This window comes from Methanoculleus sp. UBA374 (assembly GCA_002508705.1).
Taxonomy (GTDB): Archaea; Halobacteriota; Methanomicrobia; order Methanomicrobiales; family Methanoculleaceae; genus Methanoculleus; species Methanoculleus palmolei.
In genome coordinates this window covers 8,802-28,075 of the sequence record DAYL01000024.1, presented here as the reverse complement: position 1 = coordinate 28,075, position 19,274 = coordinate 8,802, and the positions used below count along the sequence as shown (strand labels likewise).

The window sequence follows — 19,274 nt, the reverse complement described above, 5'->3', positions numbered from 1 at the left end:
GCACTCCGCAGAGATCGTATCACGGCGGTGCGGACGGGGCATCTTCGGCAACGGTTGCCAGACGGACAGGGAATATTCCTGGCACCGGGGCGGATCGGAGATCCACGGCCGGATCGCCGCACCCGTATCCTCCCGGTAGGGAAGTCGACCGGGGTTTCCCGAAAGGAAGGTCAACGCGTACCTACGCAAGATTTAGATATCTGAACGTTATACATTTCTAACATAGTGTTAGAAATATCAAACGCGATGTGATGACAATGCGGTTGAAACAGTCCGTACTTCTGGTCTTCGGCATCCTGCTCGTTCTTGCAGGCATCGCCCTTCAGTCTACCGGCATCGCTGTCGAAAGCACCGCTGTGGTCGCGCTCGTCTCGGCGGGTGTCGTTATGGTAATCGTGGCGGTTATCACCGGCTTTAGCAGACAGGGCGAAGTCCTCTCCGACGAAAGGACGAAGAGAATCGGCGCTTACGGCGCCGCCTACTCCTGGGCGCTCACGTCGGTACTGATACTGGCCTTTTTATGGCTGGACTTCCTCGGTCTGGCGTCGTTTGATCTTCAGGGAACGCTCCTGGTCTTGCTGTTTACCATGCTCCTCTCGGCCAGAATATTCCAGTGGTACCTCTTCCGGCAGGGGGACGGGGCATGAGACCGGCGGTGCAGGCCGCCGAATGGCACCTGCTCCGGAAGGGGGACGCCGGGTGAAGACCAGAATCCGGGAACTCCGGGCGAAGACGGGGCTCACCCAGGAGGAACTGGCGCGGCAGGTCGGGGTCCGGCGGGAGACGATCGTCTTCCTCGAGAAGGGGAAATACAACCCCTCCCTGAAGCTCGCTTACAAAGTGGCCCGGACGCTCGGCTCCACCATCGAAGAAGTCTTCACGTTCGAGGAGGAAGACCTGGCGTGACCGGATACACCGGTTGACAGGGCGTGATGGATGAACGGGAGGAGCGTGCCTTGAAAACACAATACAGAAGAATCGCAAAAAAAAGATATTGGGGGCAATATCTAGGGTTGGAATGAAAAGTTAAAAATGTTATTATTTTTATCAGACCAAAAATATTGGCTGGATTGTTTATTTAAACACATATCGGCTGTGTATCGGGTGAGTGCTTATTATCTCGGTTAAAATATAATTCACACAGATGCATCGAACGTTCGGGATGGGCGCGGCACCGGGGAACTATTCCTCCGTTCTTTGAACGGTTTGTCTCGATTCTTTCTATCTTTTCACCCCGGTTCCCGTCGGGGAGCCGTCGTCCCCTCTCAGGAGGCCGAAGAGCCGTGCGAGCGAGATGAGGTCCTGCCGGTTGTGTTCCACCACCGGAACGAGCGGACCGGGGTTCCCGGTCCTCCGGTAGATATTGTAGAACTCCGGGACCATCCAGCCAGGAACATCGTTCTCCCGGGCTACGCCGAGAACCCCGGCCTCGAGCGCACAGAGCCGGCAGGTCCCGAGCGAAGCCCGCCAGCGCCGGCGTGCAGGGTAGAGGATATCGAAGTGAGGCGCGGAAAGGTCTGCCGGGATGCCGTAGCGGGTGAGCCGGTCGCGGAGATAGGGGAGGTCGAACGCCCTGCCGTTGAAGGTGACGTAGACCGTTCCCTCCGCTTCCAGGTCCGGAAGGACAGCGGTGAGTGCCGCCTCCTCCTCTTCGACGGACCGGAGCAGGTACTGGCGGACGACGATCGACCCGCCGTGAACCCGGGCAAGGCCGATGAGGATGATCGGCCGGGACGCGAGCCCCAGCGTCTCGATGTCGAGGAAGAGAAACTCCTCGGCGGCATAATACCGGCTGATATCGAGGAGGAGGGGGTCGCTTCGTCGGTGGTGCCGCCGCTCGATCCAGGTTGCAAGACCGCGGGTGTCCTCCCGCGCCACCGCCGTAAGGAGCCGTTCGGCCTCCGGGCGGTAGAGGGGGTGCCGGACAAGGTCGGCAACCGTCCGGTAGCCCATCCGCCGCAGTCTTTGCCCGGTCGCCTCGCCGATACCGCGGACCAGGGTGAGGTCGGCGAGGACGGCCGAAGCCGCCCGGTCGGGGCTTCTGCCGTCAAGATCCACGGCACTCCGGGATTCAAGGACGTAGCACGTCCCGGAGGAGCAGGAGACTTCCCGGCCGCAGAAGACATCCTCGACCGTCCGGCCCCGATACTCTCTGACGAGGTCGCTTGAGGATACGGTGCCCTCCCCCACGGCTCGCCACGGTCTTCCTGCCTGCCTGAACGGGTACGTCATTCTCCCGACAGAGGATTAGGCGCTTCCGGCATTCAAAAGTAACCGCCGCGTGGTGAAAGTGAACGGGGTCGGTCTCTCTCCCGCCTGCCGGGCACCGCATAAATACTCCCGCGAACAAAAGAAGAGGTATGCAGATCGGAGCAGTCCTGATCGACATCGACGGCGTCCTCTACATCGGCGACCGGCCGGTCGCTGGGGCGAACCGGGCGCTCCGGGAACTCGACCGGCGAGGAATACCCTATCGGTTCGTCTCGAACACCACCCGCCGGTCCCGCCGTTCGATTGCCCGCCGCCTGGAGGCGCTCGGCTACGCCATCCCGGAGCCGTGGATCATCACCGCCCCGGTCGCCGCAGCCGCGCACCTGCGGGAGGGAGGACGCACCCGGTGCTACCTTCTCACCACTCCCGATGCGCGGACCGACTTTGAGGAAGCGGGCCTCCTCGCCGTCGATGAGGAAGCCGACGTGGTCGTGGTCGCCGATGCGGCCGACGACTTCACCTACGAGACGCTGAACCGGGCGTTCCGTCTCCTCCTCGCCGGAGCGGACCTCGTCGCGCTTGAGAAGGACCGGTACTGGATGGGGTCGGACGGACTGATGCTCTCGGCCGGTCCGTTCGTGGCTGCACTCGAATACGCCGCCGGAAAGAAGGCAGAGGTGATCGGGAAGCCTTCCCCGGCGTTCTTCCTCCGGGCGCTCCGGGATATCGGGGCGCGCCCCGGGGAGGCGGCGATGGTCGGCGACGACATCGTCACCGATATCGGCGGCGCCCGGGCTTGCGGAATGAAGGGGGTCCTGGTCAGGACCGGGAAGTACCGGGAAGAAGCGGTCCGCCGATCTGGCGTGACGCCCGACCTCGTCATCGACTCTCTGGCAGACCTCCCCGATTACCTCTGATACCATGTGGAAACGAATCTTCGTCGTGCTCGTCCTTGTCGCCGCGACCCTCGGGGCCGGGTGCCTGGGCGACTTCCTGAACCCGCCGGCCGTCCCGCCGGCGATTGTGCCGGTCGAAGGAGCGGCCCTCGATTCGGTGCCGGTCTACACCTTCGCCTTCGAGGACGGGGAGGAGACGATCCGGATCGATCCCGACCCGGCGGTCTATGCCGGTGCCAAGAACGCGGACCGGCGGCTTTACCTCTATGAAGACCTTTCGAAAGAGGAATGGGTACCCATCTACTACCAGGCGTTCGTCAACGACTCCCACCAGGAACCCTTCTACACGGACCTGCTCGCGGCCTTTCGTGAGATCCGGGAGAGGGAAAGGCTCGACGACGACCGTTACCTGGAACTGATCGCCGCATTCGTCCAGTCCATCCCCTACAGGACCGACACCTCGATCGTCGAGCCGAAGTTTCCCATCGAGACCTACGTCGACGGAGAGGGCGACTGCGACGACAAAAGCCTCCTCCTCGCGGGCCTGCTGGCCCGGGAAGGCTACGGTGTCGCACTCTTCTACTTCGAGGACGAAGCCCACATGGCCGTCGGCGTCAGAAGCGCCGGGTCTCTCTACCGCAACACCACCTACGCCTACATCGAGACCACGAGCGCAAGTTACGTTGGCCTCCCGCCTGAGACGCTCGTGAACGGAACGGTCCTGTCCACCGACCCCCTCGTGATCCCGGTCGGCGACGGGCCCCGGTCCTACACGGGGTGCGACCAGGTCCGGGTGATCGAACGCGCCCTCGCCGCATCGCGTGACCGGGTCGAGGAACTTGCACCGGAACTTGAAGCACGCACCCGGGAACTTGGGGCAGAGGAAGAAGCCCTCGAATCCCTCGACGCACGGTTGAAGGCTCTCGCCCGGGCCGGCGAGAACCGGGAGTATAACCGCCTCGTCCCGGAGTATAACCGGCAGGTCCGGGACTACAACAACGCGGCAGGGTCCTACAACGCCCTGCTCGAAGAATCAAGGGCTGCCGTAGACCTCCACAACTACCTCGTCACCCATGCCCACGACCGGCCGGGGTCATACCTTCATGCCCGGGCATACCTCGCAGAGTGAGCGTGAGGAGATAGCGGCACTCCTTAAAGGCCCTCCGGTCACAAAGAGGTGCGGTTTGCCGGGGCAATGGTGCTGGTATACGCCACTTTACGCATCTGGTTTCTTCGAACAACGCTCGGATACCGGGCGGCCCGCTCGGCAATGTAAGCAAACGTGGTAGCTGTCGATCTCTCCATATATGAACCGGGGCGGGATCACTACTTAACCGTAGGCCGTGTGCAGGGTGAAAGTGAAAGATTGGAGTTCCCGGTGAACCCGGACGTGAGTTCTGCATCAAGACGGCTGGATGATTCGCCCGCAGAACCGATATCCATCTTCGCCTTCCCTGCCGGCTGAAACGGCAGTTGCTCTGTTGGCAAGTGTTAATGTATCCCCTGACAAATACATGGAACGGAGTGCCGTATGCTGGATATCAGTGATTTGCACGTGAGCGTGGATAACACCGAAGTGCTCCACGACATCAACCTCCACATCGGACCGGGAGAGACCCACATCCTGATGGGCCCGAACGGCTCGGGAAAGAGCACGCTGCTCAAATCAATCATGGGGTTCGACGCTTATACGATCACATCGGGGTCCATCACGTTTAAAGGAAAAGACCTCACCGATATGCCGATCAACGAGCGGGCCCATCTCGGGATCGGCATGATGTTTCAGCAACCTCCTGCGGTATCCGGGCTGAAACTCGGGAAATTGCTCGCCGCCACATCCCACAGGGGAGAGGACGCGATAGAGGCGCTCGCACAGTCGGTCAACATGGAGCACTTTCTCTCCCGGGACGTCAACGTCGGGTTCTCCGGCGGCGAACTCAAGCGGAGCGAGGTCCTGCAGCTGAAGGTCCAGCAGCCCGATTTCCTCATGCTGGACGAGCCGGAGAGCGGCGTCGACCTTGAGAACATGAGCCTGATGGGAAAGGAGATCGCAGGCCTGCTTGAAAAAGACGTTCGGATCGTCAACAGGCGGAAGAGCGGGCTGATCATCACCCATACCGGCTACATCCTCGATTACCTCAATGCCGACCAGGGTCATGTCATGATAAACGGCCAGATCCGGTGCCACGGCAACCCCCGCGAGATTCTGCGCGTGGTCAAAGAGAAGGGATACGGAGAGTGCCTGCGTTGCAAACAGATATAACCGATATGAAGCAGATCCCGGAGAAAGACCGGGAACGCCTCGCCCTGACCGGCCTTGAAGTCGAGATGCACAACCGGTGCGGAAGTTTCTTCCAGATCGACCAGAACGTGATCCAGACCACCTGCGGGGCCGAAGACGTCGAGATGCTCCCCATCAAGGCCGCCCTTGAGAAGTACGACTGGTTGAAGGACCACTACTGGAAAGCCGTCCCGAAAGACAAGGACAAGTATACCCAATATGTAGCGAAGCAGGAGCCGCAGGGCCTCGTCGTCATCGCTCAGCCAGGCGCGAAGGTTGCCATGCCCATTCAGGCCTGCCTCTTCCTCCGCGAAGAGCCGGTGCAGCACGTGCACAATATCTTCATCGCAAAAGAGGGTGCGGAGATCCACATCATCTCCGGCTGCGCCAGCTCATGGCAGAAGAAACAGGGCGCGCACATCGGGGTGACCGAGATCTACGTCGGCAAAGGCGCCAGAGTCACGTCCACGATGATCCACAACTGGAACCCGGGAATCAGCGTCTTTCCGCGGAGCGCCACCATCGTTGAGGAGGACGGGACCTTTCTCTCGAACTACATCTGCATGCAGCCGGTCCGCCAGGTCAATATGTACCCGACGGCGCACCTTATCGGAAAGAACGCCGTGGCCCGTTTCTCAAGCATCGCCGTCGCAACGCCCGGGTCGCTCCTCGACCTCGGCTCCCGGGCCATCCTCGGTGCCGAGCATACAAGCGCCGAACTCATTACCCGGGCCATCACCACCGGCGGCACCGTCATCTCCCGGGGCCATATCCGCGGCGAACGGGATAACACGCGGGGTCACATCGAGTGTAAAGGCCTGATCTTAAAAGACGGTGTCATCCACGCCATTCCCGAGATCGAAGGAACGCTGACCGGCACCGAGCTCTCCCACGAGGCCGCGGTCGGCAAGATCGCCCGCCACGAGATCGAGTACCTTATGGCGAGAGGGCTCTCCGAGGAGGAGGCCACCGCAACCATTATACGCGGGTTCCTGGATGTAAAGATCAGCGGCCTGCCTGCAGTCCTGCAGGCGCATATCGATGCCGTGATCGATAAGGCGGAATCCGGGTTCTAGTCGGGAGAAGAGATGACGGAGAGCGACCCCTGCCAGAGGGAGCGCGAGGAGATGGTGGAGTTCCAGGTCCGGGCCCGGGGGGTCAGGGACCAGAGAGTGCTTGCTGCGATGCGACGCGTTCCGCGCCACCTCTTCGTGCCGAAGGGCTTGGAGCGTGCGGCCTATGAGGACCGGCCGCTCCCCATCGGGAAGGATCAAACCATCTCCCAGCCCTACATCGTCGCCGTCATGACCGAACAACTTGAACTTACGCCGCACGACCGGGTGCTCGAAGTCGGGACCGGCAGCGGCTACCAGGCTGCACTCCTCGCCGACCTCGCCGGCACGGTCATCTCCGTCGAACGCCTGCAGGACCTCGCCGACAGCGCACGGGAGAACCTCGCCCGGGCCGGGATCGCCGGTGTCCGGGTGATCGTCGGCGACGGCACGAAGGGGTATCCCCCGGAGGCCCCGTACGATGCCATCGTCGTCACGGCGGCTTCGCCTGACGTTCCGCAGCCCCTGATCGATCAGCTCGCGGAAGGCGGACGGCTGGTCGCCCCCATCGGAGCGCGGGACTGCCAGAGCCTGATCAAACTCGTGAAGCGGGGGGGCAGGGTGGAGGAGATCCCGCTCGGCGGCGTCTGTTTCGTGCCGTTGATCGGGCAGTTCGGATGGCGGGAGGAGGGCTCTCTGTGAAAATTTACGACATCACCCGGGACCTCTCCGAGGACGTCGTCGTCTACCCGGGGGACATCCGTCCCCGGTTCCGTGAGATCGATAACGGACAGTACCGCGTGACCGAGATGGCCCTCGGGAGCCACACCGGGACGCACATCGACGCCCCGTCCCACTACGTGAGGGGGGGCCGGACGGTCGACCGGGTTCCGCCCGGAGTGCTGATGGGCCCCGCCCGGGTGCTCGACTGCAGCGATGTAGACGGGGCCGTCGATGCAGAGCGCTTCGCCGACTGCCTCTCCGGCACCCGGACGCTCCTCCTGAAGACCTGGTTTTCGGGACGGCAGCGGTTCGAGCCCGGGTACCCCGCACTCTCCCTTGAGGCGGCGGGTCTCATCGCCGACGCCGGGATTACCTGCCTCGGGACCGATACACCGTCGATCGAGGCATACGACGGGGACGGCTCGGTCCATCGCCGGTTGCTTGAGAGCGACATGGTCATCCTCGAACTGCTCGACCTTGCAGCCGTGCCGGAAGGCGATTATTACCTGGTAGCGTTGCCGTTGCGCCTTAAAGGCGCGGATGGGTCGCCCGTGCGGGCGGTCCTCTACGAACGAGACGCGGAGGATCAACCATGAGTCTTTTACACGATGCAATCGGAAAAATCGAGAAGATCCTGGAGAACAGCGGGTGCGAACACGGGATCGTGGCCCTCGCGGTGAACCACGACGCGGATACCTGCCAGTATCCGAAAGGGGTCTGCATGGAGGGGCATTTCGGCGGGCGAATCGGACAGTTCGTCACGAGCGCTCCTGTCCGGGCCAACACCCGGATATCTTTCATGTTCGGTGCACCGCTCGTAAATCAGGAGCAGCGCGGAGCGGCGAGCGCGATCATCAACGCCGTCTCGGCGTTCCTCTGCCTGACACGGAAACTCCGTCCCTGCACCCCCGACTGCTACGGCCCCTGCCTTGCGGAACTCTCCCGTGAAATTGCCGGGAAGCGCGTCTATCTTGTCGGCCCGATGCCGGTGCTCGAACGGGCTCTCGAACACCAGAGGGTCGACTCGCCGGAAACGGCCGAGCTCTTTCTCATCGCCGGAGACGGCATGACGACGGACGCAGGGGTGGCCTGCCTCGACGAATACCGGGGAAAGAAACGGATGATCTTTCTCGGCCCGTCGACCGCCGGAGTCAGCGGTCTGATAAACCTCGAACACTGGTGTCCCTACGGACGATGAATACCTTTTTTAGGAAAAAAAGGATTACAACAACTATGCTTTTCGGCTCTTCCGGAATTCGACGGGAGTTCGGTCCCGACCTCGTCGATCTCGCGCTTCGTGTAGGAGCAGCCACCGCAGACGGCGCGCCACGCGTTGTCGTGGGCAGGGATACCCGCACAACGAGCGAACTGCTGGAACATGCCGTCGTTGCCGGGATGCTCTCGGCCGGCGCAACCGTCTATTCCTGCGGCATCGCACCCACCCCGACGGTCGCGCATGCGACCGGAAACGTGGACGCAGGCTGCATGATCACCGCCTCGCATAACCCCGAGTCCTACAACGGCGTGAAACTGCTTAACCCCGACGGGTCGTCGTTCACCCTCCGGCAGCAGACGGAGATCGAGGAAGCAATCGGAGGGTCGCACGGGAAGACCTGGGCAGAGCAGGGACGCACCTCTCACATCGATGCGGTGGACGCGCATCGGGAGGCAATCCTCGACCGGGTCAGCCTCTCGCGGCCCGTCACGGCCGTGCTTGACTGCGGCAACGGCGCGGGCAGCGTCATCACCCCCGATCTCCTTGCCGGAGCCGGAGCAACCGTCGTCGGGCTGAACTGCAACGTCATGGGCCGGTTCGCCCGGCCGTCGGAACCGCTCGAAGCAAACCTCCCCTACATCGGTGAGATCGTCCGAAAGCGGGGTGCCGCGTGCGCGGTGATCCACGACGGCGACGCCGACCGGATGATGGCGTTCGACGAGCGGGGCCGGTATATCGACGGAGACCACCTCCTCATGCTCTTTGCAAGTTACCTCGACCGGAAGCATGTGGTCACCACCGTCGACGCCTCGATGGCTATCGAAGAGGTCGCAGAGGTCCGCCGCACCCCCGTCGGGGACAGTTTCGTCTCCGAAGAACTCCTCTCCTGGGGAGATTTCGGCGGGGAGGCGTCGGGGAGCTGGATCTTCCCCGAGTACTCCTACTGCCCCGACGGGATCTACGCTGCGGCCCTGCTCTGCGAGATCGCGTCGGAGTGGTCGATCGCCGGGGAACTGGACCGGATGCCCCGGTATACCCTCCTCCGGGAGTCTTACCGCATCGGAACGCCGCGGGAAGTCGTGACGGCAATGGGTGCCGACGAGCCGACGCACGGCATCCGGGTCGAGGATGAAGACGGCTGGTATCTGGTCCGCGCAAGCGGCACCGAACCGAAAGTCCGGATCACGGCCGAGGGAAAGACGCCCAAAAAAGCAAAAGAAATGCTCGATATGGGGCGTGCCGCCCTTGAACGGGCAAAATGTAGTCAGGAGTAAAAAGTCTATGCAATGTGTCGTACTTGCTGCGGGGGAGGGAAAACGGATGCGTCCCCTGACCGCCCGGCGTCCGAAGGTGATGCTTCCCATAGCCAACCGCCCGATGATGGAACACCTCGTCCTCGCGGCCCGGGATGCAGGGATCACCGACTTCATCTTCGTCGTCGGTTACTGTGAGCGTGAGATCCGGAACCACTTCGGGGACGGCAGCGACTTTGGCGTGAGGATCGCCTACGTGACCCAGCGCCACCAGCTCGGCACCGCGGACGCCCTGCGGGCGACGGCAGGGCTGGTCGGCGACCGGTTCCTCCTCTTAAACGGCGATATGGTCCTCAAACGGGACGATATCAGGGAACTCTGCAGGAAGGACGCCCCCTGCGTCGGGATCCACGGGACCGACCACCCGCAGGACTACGGCGTGGTGACCGTGGAGGAGGACCGCATCACGGGTCTGGAGGAGAAATCGGAGCATCCGAAGAGCAGTCTGATCAACGCGGGCGCCTACCTCTTCAACCCCGACATCTTCGACCTTCTCTCCGGGATCACGGTCTCCGGCCGGGGGGAGTTCGAACTGACCGACGCCCTCGACTCCTACATTCGGGAGGGGACGCTTTCTGCATGCCCGCTGAACTACTGGCTCGATGTCGGGCAGCCGTGGGACCTCCTCGACGCAAACGAGGCGCTCATCGCGTCGATGGACCACGAACGGTGCGGCACCGTCGAGAACGGGTGCACCGTCCCGGAGACGGTCGGCATCGGGAGGGGGACCGTTATCCGGGCCGGGACCTATATCGAGGGCCCCTGCGTCATCGGCGAGAACTGCATCATCGGCCCCCACGCCTATATCCGGGGATCGACCGCCATCGGCGATGACTGCCATATCGGGCACGCAACCGAGGTCAAGAACTCCATCATCATGCCGGGCACCAAAGTCCCGCACTTCAACTACATCGGCGACAGCGTCGTCGGGAGCGGGTGCAACTTCGGGGCCGGCACCAAGGTTGCAAACCTCAGGCACGACAACGGAACGGTGAAGGTTTGCGGGAAGACCACCGGAAGGCGGAAGTTCGGCGCCATCATCGGGGACAACGTCCTCTTCGGCATCAACTGTTCGGTCAACGTCGGGACCCTCATCGGCAGCAACGCGAGAATCGCCCCGCACTCCCTCGTAGAGGGGTGCATTGAAGAAGGATCAATCATCAGGTGAGACGATGCAGGCAGTCATTTTAGCAGCGGGAGAGGGGAGCCGTCTCCGTCCGCTCACCCGGAGCAAGCCAAAAGCCCTGCTCCCGGTTGCAAACCGGCCGATCATCGAGTATGTCATCGACGCCCTCCTTGAGAACGGCATCCGTGATATCGTGGTTGTGGTCGGGTATCGGAAAGAAGAAGTCATCCGACACCTCAACCGGCTCGAGGCCCCGATCCAGGTCGTCGTGCAGGAGCGGCAGATCGGGACCGCGGACGCTCTCCGGGCTGCCGAATCAGAGATCACGGACGATTTCCTCGTTCTTCCCGGTGACAACTACATCAACGCAGAGTCGATAGCCCGGATCAGGAAGGAGCGAAACGCCATGCTCGTGGCCGAGCACCCGAACCCGTCGAACTTCGGGGTCGTGGTGATCCGGAACGGCATCGTCCGCGAGATCATCGAGAAGCCCGAGGACGCCCCGACGTTCACGGTCTCGACGGGGGTCTACTCGTTTTCACCCGATGTCTTCTCCTACCTCACGACGACCGAGATCCCCGATGCTCTCTCCGCTATGATTGCGGCGGGACGGCGGATACGGGCGATCCCGGCAGACGACTGGCAGGATGCCATCTATCCCTGGGACCTCTTGAAGATGAACAGCCGGATGCTCAGGGAGATCACGCCTGAGATCCGCGGGACGGTCGACGCATCCGTCATCCGCCGGGGCACCGTGCGCATCGGGGCCGGGACGACCATCGGCCCGAACACCGTGATCTGCGGCCCCGTCGCCATCGGGAGCAACTGCAATATCGGCCCGAGCTGTGTGATCATGCCCGATGTGAGCATCGGCGACGGGGCGGTGCTTGAACCGTTCACCTACGTCGCCGACTCGCTCCTCATGGACGACGTCACGATCGGGTCCCACTCGAGGATTGTCTCGGCGGTTTTCGGCCGGGGGTGCCTCCTTGCCGACCATGCCACCACTCACCCGGCGGCTAATTTCATCGAAATCGGGAGCCGGGTCCTGAAAACGAAATTCGGCGCGGTCCTCGGGGAGGGAGTCCAGGCGGCACCTTTCACAACATTTAAGAACTGTATTGCAGGTAATAATGTCACCATTGAGGAGGGGAAGACCGTGACAGGTCTCATCGAGGATGGTACCCGGGTGATGTAGATGTGCGGGATTGTCGGCTACGTCGGCAGGCGGGACGCAACCCCTGTCCTGATCCAGGGGCTGAAGCGGCTTGAGTACCGGGGCTATGACTCGTTCGGGATCGCGACGGTCGGGAGTGCGATCGAGGTCTATAAGAAGGCAGGCCGTATCTCGGCCGGCGAGGGGGGGGTGGTCGGCCTTCACGGGTGCACCGGGATCGGGCATACCCGCTGGGCCACGCACGGCGAACCAAACGATATCAACGCCCACCCGCATACAGACTGCAGGGGGAGGATCGCCGTGGTCCACAACGGGGTCATCGAGAACTACCGCGAACTGAAGCGGCACCTCCTGGAGCGCGGCCACATCTTCCGTTCGGAGACCGATACGGAGGTGATCGCCCATCTCATCGAGGAGCACTACGACGGGGACCTCCTCGCGGCAGTCAACGCAACCCTTCCTCTCCTCAAAGGCTCGTATGCCGTCCTCGCGATCGCGAAGGATACCCAGAGAATCGTCGCTGCACGCGACGCAAGCCCGCTCGTCCTCGGCATCGGCGATGCCGAGGTCTTTGCCGCCTCGGATATGACGCCGCTCCTCGAGTACACGGAGCGCGTGATCTTCCTTGAAGACGGCGACGTTGCCGACATCACGCCCGAACATCTTGATTTCTACCATGGGGGCCTGAAGACGGAGCGCCCGGTCGAACTGATCAACTGGTGCGTCGAGGACACCCGGAAGGGCGGGTTTCCTCATTACATGTTAAAGGAGATCTACGAGCAGCCCCAGTCCTTCTATGAGACCAGCAGGGCGGGCATCGACGAGGCGGTGCGGCGGATGATCCTGGAGGCTGACGAGATCACTCTGGTTGCATGCGGGACGTCGTATCATACCGCTCTGGTCTTCAAGTACCTGGCCGAATCGCTCTGCAACATACCGGTGCGGGTCGAGATGGGATCGGAGTTCAAGTACTTCATCCCGCCCCTCCACGGCCTCGTGATCGCGGTCTCGCAATCGGGGGAGACCGCTGATACGATCGCCGCCTTAAAGATGGCAAAAGCCCGCAACTGCCCCACTCTTGCCATCACCAACATGCAGGGGAGCACGGTCACCCGGGTTGCCGATAAGACCCTGCTCATGCGGGCCGGCCCTGAGATCGGCGTTGCCGCGACGAAGTCTTACACGGCCCAGCTTGCGGCGCTGATGCAGATCGTCAATCTGCGATGCGAGGGGGCGTTCGACGACGTCCTCTCGCACGCGCACCTGGCCATCGGAGAGGTCCTCCTTTTAGATCTCAAGGAGGCGGTCGCCCTCTGTTCAAAGGCCGAGCATGTTTTTTTTGTGGGAAGAGGGCCGTTTTACCCGGTCTCGATGGAGGGCGCCCTGAAGATGAAGGAGATCAGTTACGTCCACGCCGAGGGGTATGCGGCGGGGGAACTCAAACACGGGCCGTTTGCCCTGCTCACGGCGGAGACGCCGGTGGTCGCCATCTGCACCCCCGGGCCGACCTACGACGTGATGACCTCGAACATCAAGGAGATGAAGGCCCGCAAAGCACCGATCATCGCTCTCGGCGCTGCCGGCGACACGGAGCTTGCCGAGATCGTGGACATCTTCATCCCTCTCCCGAACACACACTTTCTCGTGCAGGTGCTGACTGCATCGGTCGTCCTCCAGCTGCTTGCCTACCATACCGCATGCACCCTGCAGCGGGACGTCGACAAACCGCGAAATCTGGCAAAGAGCGTGACGGTTGAATGATTGAGTATGGACGTAACGCCCTCGGCGAGGGGGCGGTGATATTTGAGCCGGTGACCGTCGGGTTTCCCTCCCGCGAGAGGATGGGGGAGGGTAGTTACCCGGGCGCCACTATCGGGAAGAACGCGATTCTCCGCTCGGGAACTATCATCTACTGCGACGTGACGATCGGCGACGCTTTCCAGACCGGCCATAACGTACTGATCCGTGAAAAGACCGCTATCGGCGACCGCGTGGCGGTCGGGACGGCGGCGGTGATCGAGGGGGACTGCACGATCGGCGACGACGTCCGTCTCCAGAGCCTGGTTTACGTCCCCACCGGCGCCCGGATCGGCGACCGGGTCTTCGTCGGTCCGAACGCCGTGCTGACGAACGACCGCTACCCTCCGGGGCCTCGCGAATCCCTCCGGGGCCCGGTGATCGGGGATGGCGCCGTCATCGGCGCGAACGCGACGATCCTTCCCGGCGTCGTCGTCGGCGAGGGAGCGTTCGTCGCCGCCGGCGCGGTGGTGACGAAGGACGTCCCGCCGGGGATGCTCGCGGTGGGGGCACCGGCACGGTTCCGTGTGCTCCCGGCGGAGGCGAGGCGGGGCCGATGAAGATCCCCATCGCCCGGCCGCTCGTCGGGGAGGAGGAGGTCGGGGCCGTCTCCCGCGTGCTGCGGTCGGGGATGCTGGCCCAGGGGTCGGTCGTCACGGAGTTCGAGTCTCGTTTCGCGGACTACTGCGGCGCGGCGTATGCCGTCGGTGTCAACTCCGGAACGGCGGCGCTCCATGCGGCCCTCCTTGCCGCGGGCGTCGGACCGGGGGACTCGGTCGTCGTCCCGGCGTTCACGTTTTTTGCAACGGCGTCAAGCGTCTCGATGTGCGGGGCGACGCCGCTCTTTGCCGATGTCGATCCCCGGACGTTCAACATCGACCCGGACTCGGTCAGGGCCCTCATCAGGCCGGATACCCGGGCGGTTATCGGAGTCCATCTCTTCGGGCAGCCGTTCGACGTCGACGCCGTCCGCGCCCTCTGCGACGACCATGGCCTTGTCCTCATCGAGGACGCGGCCCAGGCGCACGGCGCGGAGTACCGCGGGAAGCGGGTCGGGAGCCTTGCCGACCTCGCCTGCTTCTCGTTCTACCCGACGAAGAACATGACCACTGGAGAAGGGGGCATGGTCACGACCGACGACGACGCCCTTGCAGCACGGGTCAGACTCCTCAGCAACCACGGGCAGAGTGAGAAATACCTTCACTCCGCCATCGGCTACAACTACCGGATGACGAACATCGCTGCCGCCATCGGCCTCGTACAGCTCGACCGGCTCGAGGGGTTCAACGAACGCCGGATAGAGAACGCTCGTTACCTCGACCGCAACCTCGCGGGAACGGGGCTCGTCACGCCCTACGCGGCGCCGGGCGTCCGGCACGTCTATCATCAGTACGTGGTGAGGCTCCCGGCCGGCTACCTGCTTGCGAGGGACGCGTTCATGAGCGCTCTCGCGGAGGCGGGGATCGGGACCGCCGTTCACTACCCCATCCCGGTCAACCGGCAGCCGGTCTACCAGAGCGGGAGCACCTCCTCCTGCCCGGTGGCGGACGACCTCGCGGCGTCGGTCGTGAGCCTGCCCGTCCACCCGTCGGTGACGGGTGAAGAACTGGCGTACATCTGCGACACGGTCCGGGGGCTGCAGTGAACCGGTGAACCCGGCAACGCCGGAACCTCCGTTCGAACCGACAGAATCATCACGCGTATCTCGGACGACGATATAAAAAGGCTAAAGCGGGTCCCCGGTAAACTTCACATCTATGCGCTACATCGTCACCGGCGGGGCCGGGTTCATCGGCTCGAACCTGGCAGATGTCCTGGCACGCGACCATGACGTCGTCATCATCGACAACCTCGCCACCGGGCGGCGGGAGAACATCGAGCACCTCCTCGGTCATCCCCGGGTGACCTTCGTCGAGGGGAGCATCACCGACTTCGACCTTCTTCTGGAGACCTTCCCGGGTGCTGACGGCATCTTCCACCAGGCGGCCATCCCGTCCGTGCCCCGGTCGGTCAAGGACCCGCTCGCCTCGAACGAGGCGAACGTGACCGGCACCGTGAACGTTCTTGTGGCGGCGAAGGACTGCGGGGTGCCCGCCGTCGTTGCCGCTTCCTCCTCATCGGTCTACGGCGACACCCCGGTCCTCCCCAAGCACGAAGGCATGGTCCCGAACCCCCTCTCCCCGTATGCAGTCTCAAAACTCGCGGACGAGTGCTACGGGAAGGTCTTTACCGACCTCTACGGCATCCGGACGGTCTTCCTCCGCTACTTCAACGTCTTCGGCCCCCGACAGGACCCCAAATCCGAGTACGCGGCGGTGATCCCGAAGTTCGTCACCCGTCTCCTTGCCGGCGAGCCCCCGGTCATCTACGGCGACGGGGAGCAGACCCGCGACTTCACCTTCGTCGTCGACGTGGTGCAGGCGAACATCAAAGCGATGGAGAGCGACGCCCGGGGAGTCTTCAACATCGCCGGCGGCCGCCGGATCAGTTTGAACCAGCTCGTGTCCATTCTCTCGGAGATCACCGGCGCGCAGTGCGACCCGATCTACGAGGCGCCGCGCGCGGGCGACATCCGTGACTCGCTTGCCGACATCGCGCGCGCACAGGATGCCTTCGGCTACGACCCGCAGTACCCGGTCGAGGAGGGCCTCCGACAGGCGGTGGCCTGGTTCCGGGAACGGGCGTAACGAGCGCTTACCGCAGGAAACTGTTTCACCTGTTTTGCGCACCGGATCGCCGCGATGTGTCTCACCCTCGCCTCTCCCGCGCCGCCGGACAGGGCCGGCCGATCGGCACCCGAACATGCCGTTTGCTGCCAAATTCATTCCGATTGGTCCGGTTCCCCTTAATATCGCATTCGAATGCCCAATTCTCTCTCGCCCCCTCCAGGACCCCTGTGAGAAGTCATAGGTTTCAAGTGCAAGACCGGGGAATATTCTATACAACTAAAATCCTCGGGAGACCGTCAGTATGGTTCAGGGATCACTGCAGAATACAACCGTCTGCGTTGTCGGCCTCGGATACGTCGGCTACCCCCTTGCCGATGCGTTCTCGCGGCATCTCAAAACGATCGGCTACGACCTCGACGCGAAGAAGATCGCCCGGATCAACGCCGAGCCCGGAAACAAAGTCATCGCCACTGCGGACCCGGCCATGATCCGCGAGGCCGACGTCGTGATCATTGCGGTCCCGACGCCGGTGACGAAGGCGAAAGACCCCGACATCTCCTACGTGGTCTCGGCTGCCGAGACCGTCGGCCGTCACCTCAAGGACGGCGTCATCGTCGTCCTCGAGTCGACCGTCTACCCCGGCCTCACCGAGGAGGTCATGGTGCCGACCCTCGAGCGAGTCTCCGGCAGGGTTTGCGGGAAGGACTTCTTCGTCGGCTACTCGCCCGAGCGGATCAATCCGGGCGACGCCGAACACACACTGGAGCGGATCACGAAGATTGTCGCCGGCATGGACAAAGAGACAACCGAGCGCCTCGCCGCACTCTACGGCCTCGTAACGAACGTCTATATCGCCCGCGACATCCGGACCGCCGAGGCGGCGAAGGTGATCGAGAACGTTCAGCGGGACTTGAACATCGCCCTGATGAACGAACTCTCGCTCATCTTCCGGAAGATGGGGATCGACACAAAGGCGGTGCTCGAGGCCGCCGGGACCAAGTGGAACTTCCACAACTATCGTCCCGGCCTCGTCGGCGGCCACTGCATCCCGGTCGACCCCTACTACCTGGTCTACAAGGCCGAAGAACTCGGCTATCACCCGCAGGTGATCCTCGCCGGCCGTGCGATCAACGACGCCATGCCCAAGCACGTCGCTGAGATGGCGATCAAGGAGTTGAACCGGGCCGGCAAGGTGATCCGGGACTCAAAGGTCCTCATTCTCGGCCTGACCTACAAGGAGAACGTCCCCGATACGAGGGAGAGCCCGGCCGGAGAGATGGTCCATGAGCTCAAGGAGTTCGATATCGATGTCTACGGCTACGACCCGCTCCTCCGCCCCGTAGAGATCGAGCGGTTCGGGGCAAAGCCGGTCGCTTCGCTTCAGGGGCTCGACGGCCCGGTGGACTGTATCATCATCAACTCGCCGCACAGTGTCTTTGCGGCGCTGACGCTTGATGCGGTGCTTTCGATCTGCAACGGAAAGCCGATCGTCGTGGACGTGACGGGGATGCTCCGGAGGAACGACGGGGTCCGGGAAGGGTGCGTGTATTGTACTCTTTAAATATTTTTGCCTGAATAAAGAAGAAAAGATATTATTTGCAGTTGAAATCGGGCAATGGAATGGGGGTACTATTCCCTATCTCTGCCCCAAAACGATAAATATCAACCGGTTAGAGTAATCTCATGCTTCTCTGGATCGGCCTGGGGCTCATCGTGGCTGCTATCATCCCCTATATTATATTCTTCATCGGGATCAGCGTTGGAAAGAGACCCGGAGAGCCGCCGGCACTCAAGGAGTATCCGTCGATAAGCATCATCATATCGGCCTATAACGAAGAGGCCGTAATCCAGAAGCGGGTCGATAACATCCTCGCATCCTCATACCCGGTGGATCGGTACGAGGTAATCTTTGTGGACGACTGCTCCTCCGACAACACCCGGGCGCTTTCCGAGGAAGCCTTCCAGAGGGCGGGCATCACTCACCGTATCATTGCAAATACGGAGCGTATGGGAACGAATCGGTCCTATAACAAAGCGATGCAGGTAGCACGTTTTCCAATCATCGTAACCACGGATGCGGACGTCTTCTTCGAGCGCGAAGCTCTCGCGCGCCTCATCTCCCGGCTCGTCAGCGACGATCGCATCGCCGCAGTCTGCGGGGACCTCCACCCCCTCCCGGACGACGGGTCCCATCCGGCACAGATGGAGAGCGCCTACAGGAATTACTACGGGCGGATGTGCACCTGGGAGAGCGCCGTCGACTCCACCTACACCTTCAACGGCGCACTCGTCGCGTTCAAGCGCGACCTGGTGACCAGGATCGACGACAAACGCGGAGCAGACGATGCAAATACAGCCTTCGAAGCGATTCGGCGCGGATTCCGGACGGCTTACGAACCCTCTGCTCTGGTGTACGAGGACATCCCCCGTGACTTCCACAAGCAGTACCGGCAGAAGATCCGGCGAGCGACGCGTCTGATCGAGGCGACAACCGCAAACCTCGATCTTTTAAGGCATGCCCGCCCGTTCTCCCGATTCTTCTATCCGTTGCGGATCTACATGTATCTCGTAACGCCGGCCCTCTTCTTCGCCGGCAGCGCTCTCTTCATCGCAGGACTCGCTCTTGCATTCCCCATCCTCGCTCTCGGACTGATCTGTCTCATCGCCCTGGTCGGTTACTTCTGGAGGAGCAGTACGCTCATCTCTTTCGCCACGAACCAGGTCTATCTCGCAAAAGGGCTGCTCAACCTCGGGAAAGATATGCGGGTCTGGGAGAGTACGTCAACCAAGGCGGGGACCGGGTAATCAACCCG

Annotated in this window: 19 protein-coding genes; 18 read left to right on the top strand and 1 reads right to left on the bottom strand. The window is 62.5% G+C overall.

The features are described 5' to 3' along the window. The first annotated feature begins 263 nt into the window (after window positions 1-263). The gene (locus BRA42_RS07805) at window positions 264-647 is read left to right on the top strand and encodes a hypothetical protein (protein WP_292408387.1); all 384 of its coding nucleotides are present in this window, start codon (window positions 264-266) and stop codon (window positions 645-647) included. Window positions 648-699: 52 nt separating this feature from the next. Continuing rightward, window positions 700-906, top strand: a complete 207-nt coding sequence (locus BRA42_RS07800) for a helix-turn-helix transcriptional regulator (RefSeq protein ID WP_292408384.1) — start codon at window positions 700-702, stop codon at window positions 904-906. Window positions 907-1,221: 315 nt separating this feature from the next. Here BRA42_RS07800 and BRA42_RS07795 read toward each other — a convergent pair whose 3' ends face one another. Beyond that, a complete protein-coding gene (locus BRA42_RS07795) occupies window positions 1,222-2,232 on the bottom strand; it encodes a ribonuclease H-like domain-containing protein (protein ID WP_342771015.1) in 1,011 nt (336 codons plus the stop codon). Between the two features lie 128 nt (window positions 2,233-2,360). Between BRA42_RS07795 and BRA42_RS07790 the strand changes: the two genes are divergently transcribed. From BRA42_RS07790 to BRA42_RS07715, 16 genes are all read left to right on the top strand, one after another. Next, the gene (locus tag BRA42_RS07790; protein WP_342771016.1) at window positions 2,361-3,128 is read left to right on the top strand and encodes a TIGR01458 family HAD-type hydrolase; all 768 of its coding nucleotides are present in this window, start codon (window positions 2,361-2,363) and stop codon (window positions 3,126-3,128) included. 4 nt (window positions 3,129-3,132) lie between these two features. Continuing rightward, window positions 3,133-4,236 (top strand): hypothetical protein, encoded by a 1,104-nt coding sequence (locus BRA42_RS07785; protein ID WP_342771017.1) that lies wholly within the window; start codon window positions 3,133-3,135, stop codon window positions 4,234-4,236. A 402-nt stretch (window positions 4,237-4,638) separates the two neighbouring features. Further along, the gene (locus tag BRA42_RS07780) at window positions 4,639-5,370 is read left to right on the top strand and encodes an ABC transporter ATP-binding protein (protein ID WP_292408374.1); all 732 of its coding nucleotides are present in this window, start codon (window positions 4,639-4,641) and stop codon (window positions 5,368-5,370) included. 5 nt (window positions 5,371-5,375) lie between these two features. Next, a complete protein-coding gene (locus BRA42_RS07775) occupies window positions 5,376-6,464 on the top strand; it encodes a SufB/SufD family protein (RefSeq protein ID WP_292408371.1) in 1,089 nt (362 codons plus the stop codon). A gap of 12 nt (window positions 6,465-6,476) precedes the next feature. After that, window positions 6,477-7,142 (top strand): protein-L-isoaspartate(D-aspartate) O-methyltransferase, encoded by a 666-nt coding sequence (locus BRA42_RS07770; protein WP_292408368.1) that lies wholly within the window; start codon window positions 6,477-6,479, stop codon window positions 7,140-7,142. Next, the gene (locus tag BRA42_RS07765) at window positions 7,139-7,759 is read left to right on the top strand and encodes a cyclase family protein (RefSeq protein ID WP_292408363.1); all 621 of its coding nucleotides are present in this window, start codon (window positions 7,139-7,141) and stop codon (window positions 7,757-7,759) included. Before BRA42_RS07770 ends, BRA42_RS07765 begins: the two co-directional genes overlap by 4 nt. Beyond that, complete coding sequence (locus BRA42_RS07760) at window positions 7,756-8,361, top strand: hypothetical protein (RefSeq protein WP_292408360.1); 606 nt, start codon at window positions 7,756-7,758, stop codon at window positions 8,359-8,361. The genes BRA42_RS07765 and BRA42_RS07760 overlap by 4 nt, the downstream gene beginning before the upstream one ends. 35 nt (window positions 8,362-8,396) lie before the next feature. After that, window positions 8,397-9,653 carry a phosphopentomutase/phosphoglucosamine mutase gene (locus BRA42_RS07755; protein WP_292408358.1) on the top strand — a complete coding sequence of 419 codons (1,257 nt, stop codon included), beginning with the start codon at window positions 8,397-8,399 and terminating at the stop codon, window positions 9,651-9,653. 7 nt (window positions 9,654-9,660) lie between these two features. Beyond that, window positions 9,661-10,860: a bifunctional sugar-1-phosphate nucleotidylyltransferase/acetyltransferase gene (gene glmU, locus BRA42_RS07750; RefSeq protein WP_342770712.1), complete on the top strand. Its 1,200-nt coding sequence runs from the start codon at window positions 9,661-9,663 to the stop codon at window positions 10,858-10,860. A gap of 4 nt (window positions 10,861-10,864) precedes the next feature. Then, complete coding sequence (gene glmU, locus BRA42_RS07745) at window positions 10,865-12,016, top strand: bifunctional sugar-1-phosphate nucleotidylyltransferase/acetyltransferase (RefSeq protein WP_292408352.1); 1,152 nt, start codon at window positions 10,865-10,867, stop codon at window positions 12,014-12,016. Continuing rightward, window positions 12,017-13,756 carry a glutamine--fructose-6-phosphate transaminase (isomerizing) gene (gene glmS, locus BRA42_RS07740; protein ID WP_292408348.1) on the top strand — a complete coding sequence of 580 codons (1,740 nt, stop codon included), beginning with the start codon at window positions 12,017-12,019 and terminating at the stop codon, window positions 13,754-13,756. Next, window positions 13,753-14,352, top strand: coding sequence for an acyltransferase (locus BRA42_RS07735; RefSeq protein WP_292408345.1), 600 nt, complete (start codon window positions 13,753-13,755; stop codon window positions 14,350-14,352). Before glmS ends, BRA42_RS07735 begins: the two co-directional genes overlap by 4 nt. Further along, window positions 14,349-15,437, top strand: coding sequence for a DegT/DnrJ/EryC1/StrS family aminotransferase (locus BRA42_RS07730; protein ID WP_292408342.1), 1,089 nt, complete (start codon window positions 14,349-14,351; stop codon window positions 15,435-15,437). Before BRA42_RS07735 ends, BRA42_RS07730 begins: the two co-directional genes overlap by 4 nt. Before the next feature lie 112 nt (window positions 15,438-15,549). After that, on the top strand, window positions 15,550-16,479 hold the full coding sequence (locus tag BRA42_RS07725) for an SDR family oxidoreductase (RefSeq protein WP_292408339.1): 930 nt from the start codon (window positions 15,550-15,552) through the stop codon (window positions 16,477-16,479). A 283-nt stretch (window positions 16,480-16,762) separates the two neighbouring features. Then, the gene (locus BRA42_RS07720; RefSeq protein WP_292408336.1) at window positions 16,763-18,022 is read left to right on the top strand and encodes a nucleotide sugar dehydrogenase; all 1,260 of its coding nucleotides are present in this window, start codon (window positions 16,763-16,765) and stop codon (window positions 18,020-18,022) included. 122 nt (window positions 18,023-18,144) lie between these two features. Beyond that, on the top strand, window positions 18,145-19,266 hold the full coding sequence (locus tag BRA42_RS07715; RefSeq protein ID WP_292408333.1) for a glycosyltransferase: 1,122 nt from the start codon (window positions 18,145-18,147) through the stop codon (window positions 19,264-19,266). Window positions 19,267-19,274 lie beyond the last annotated feature (8 nt).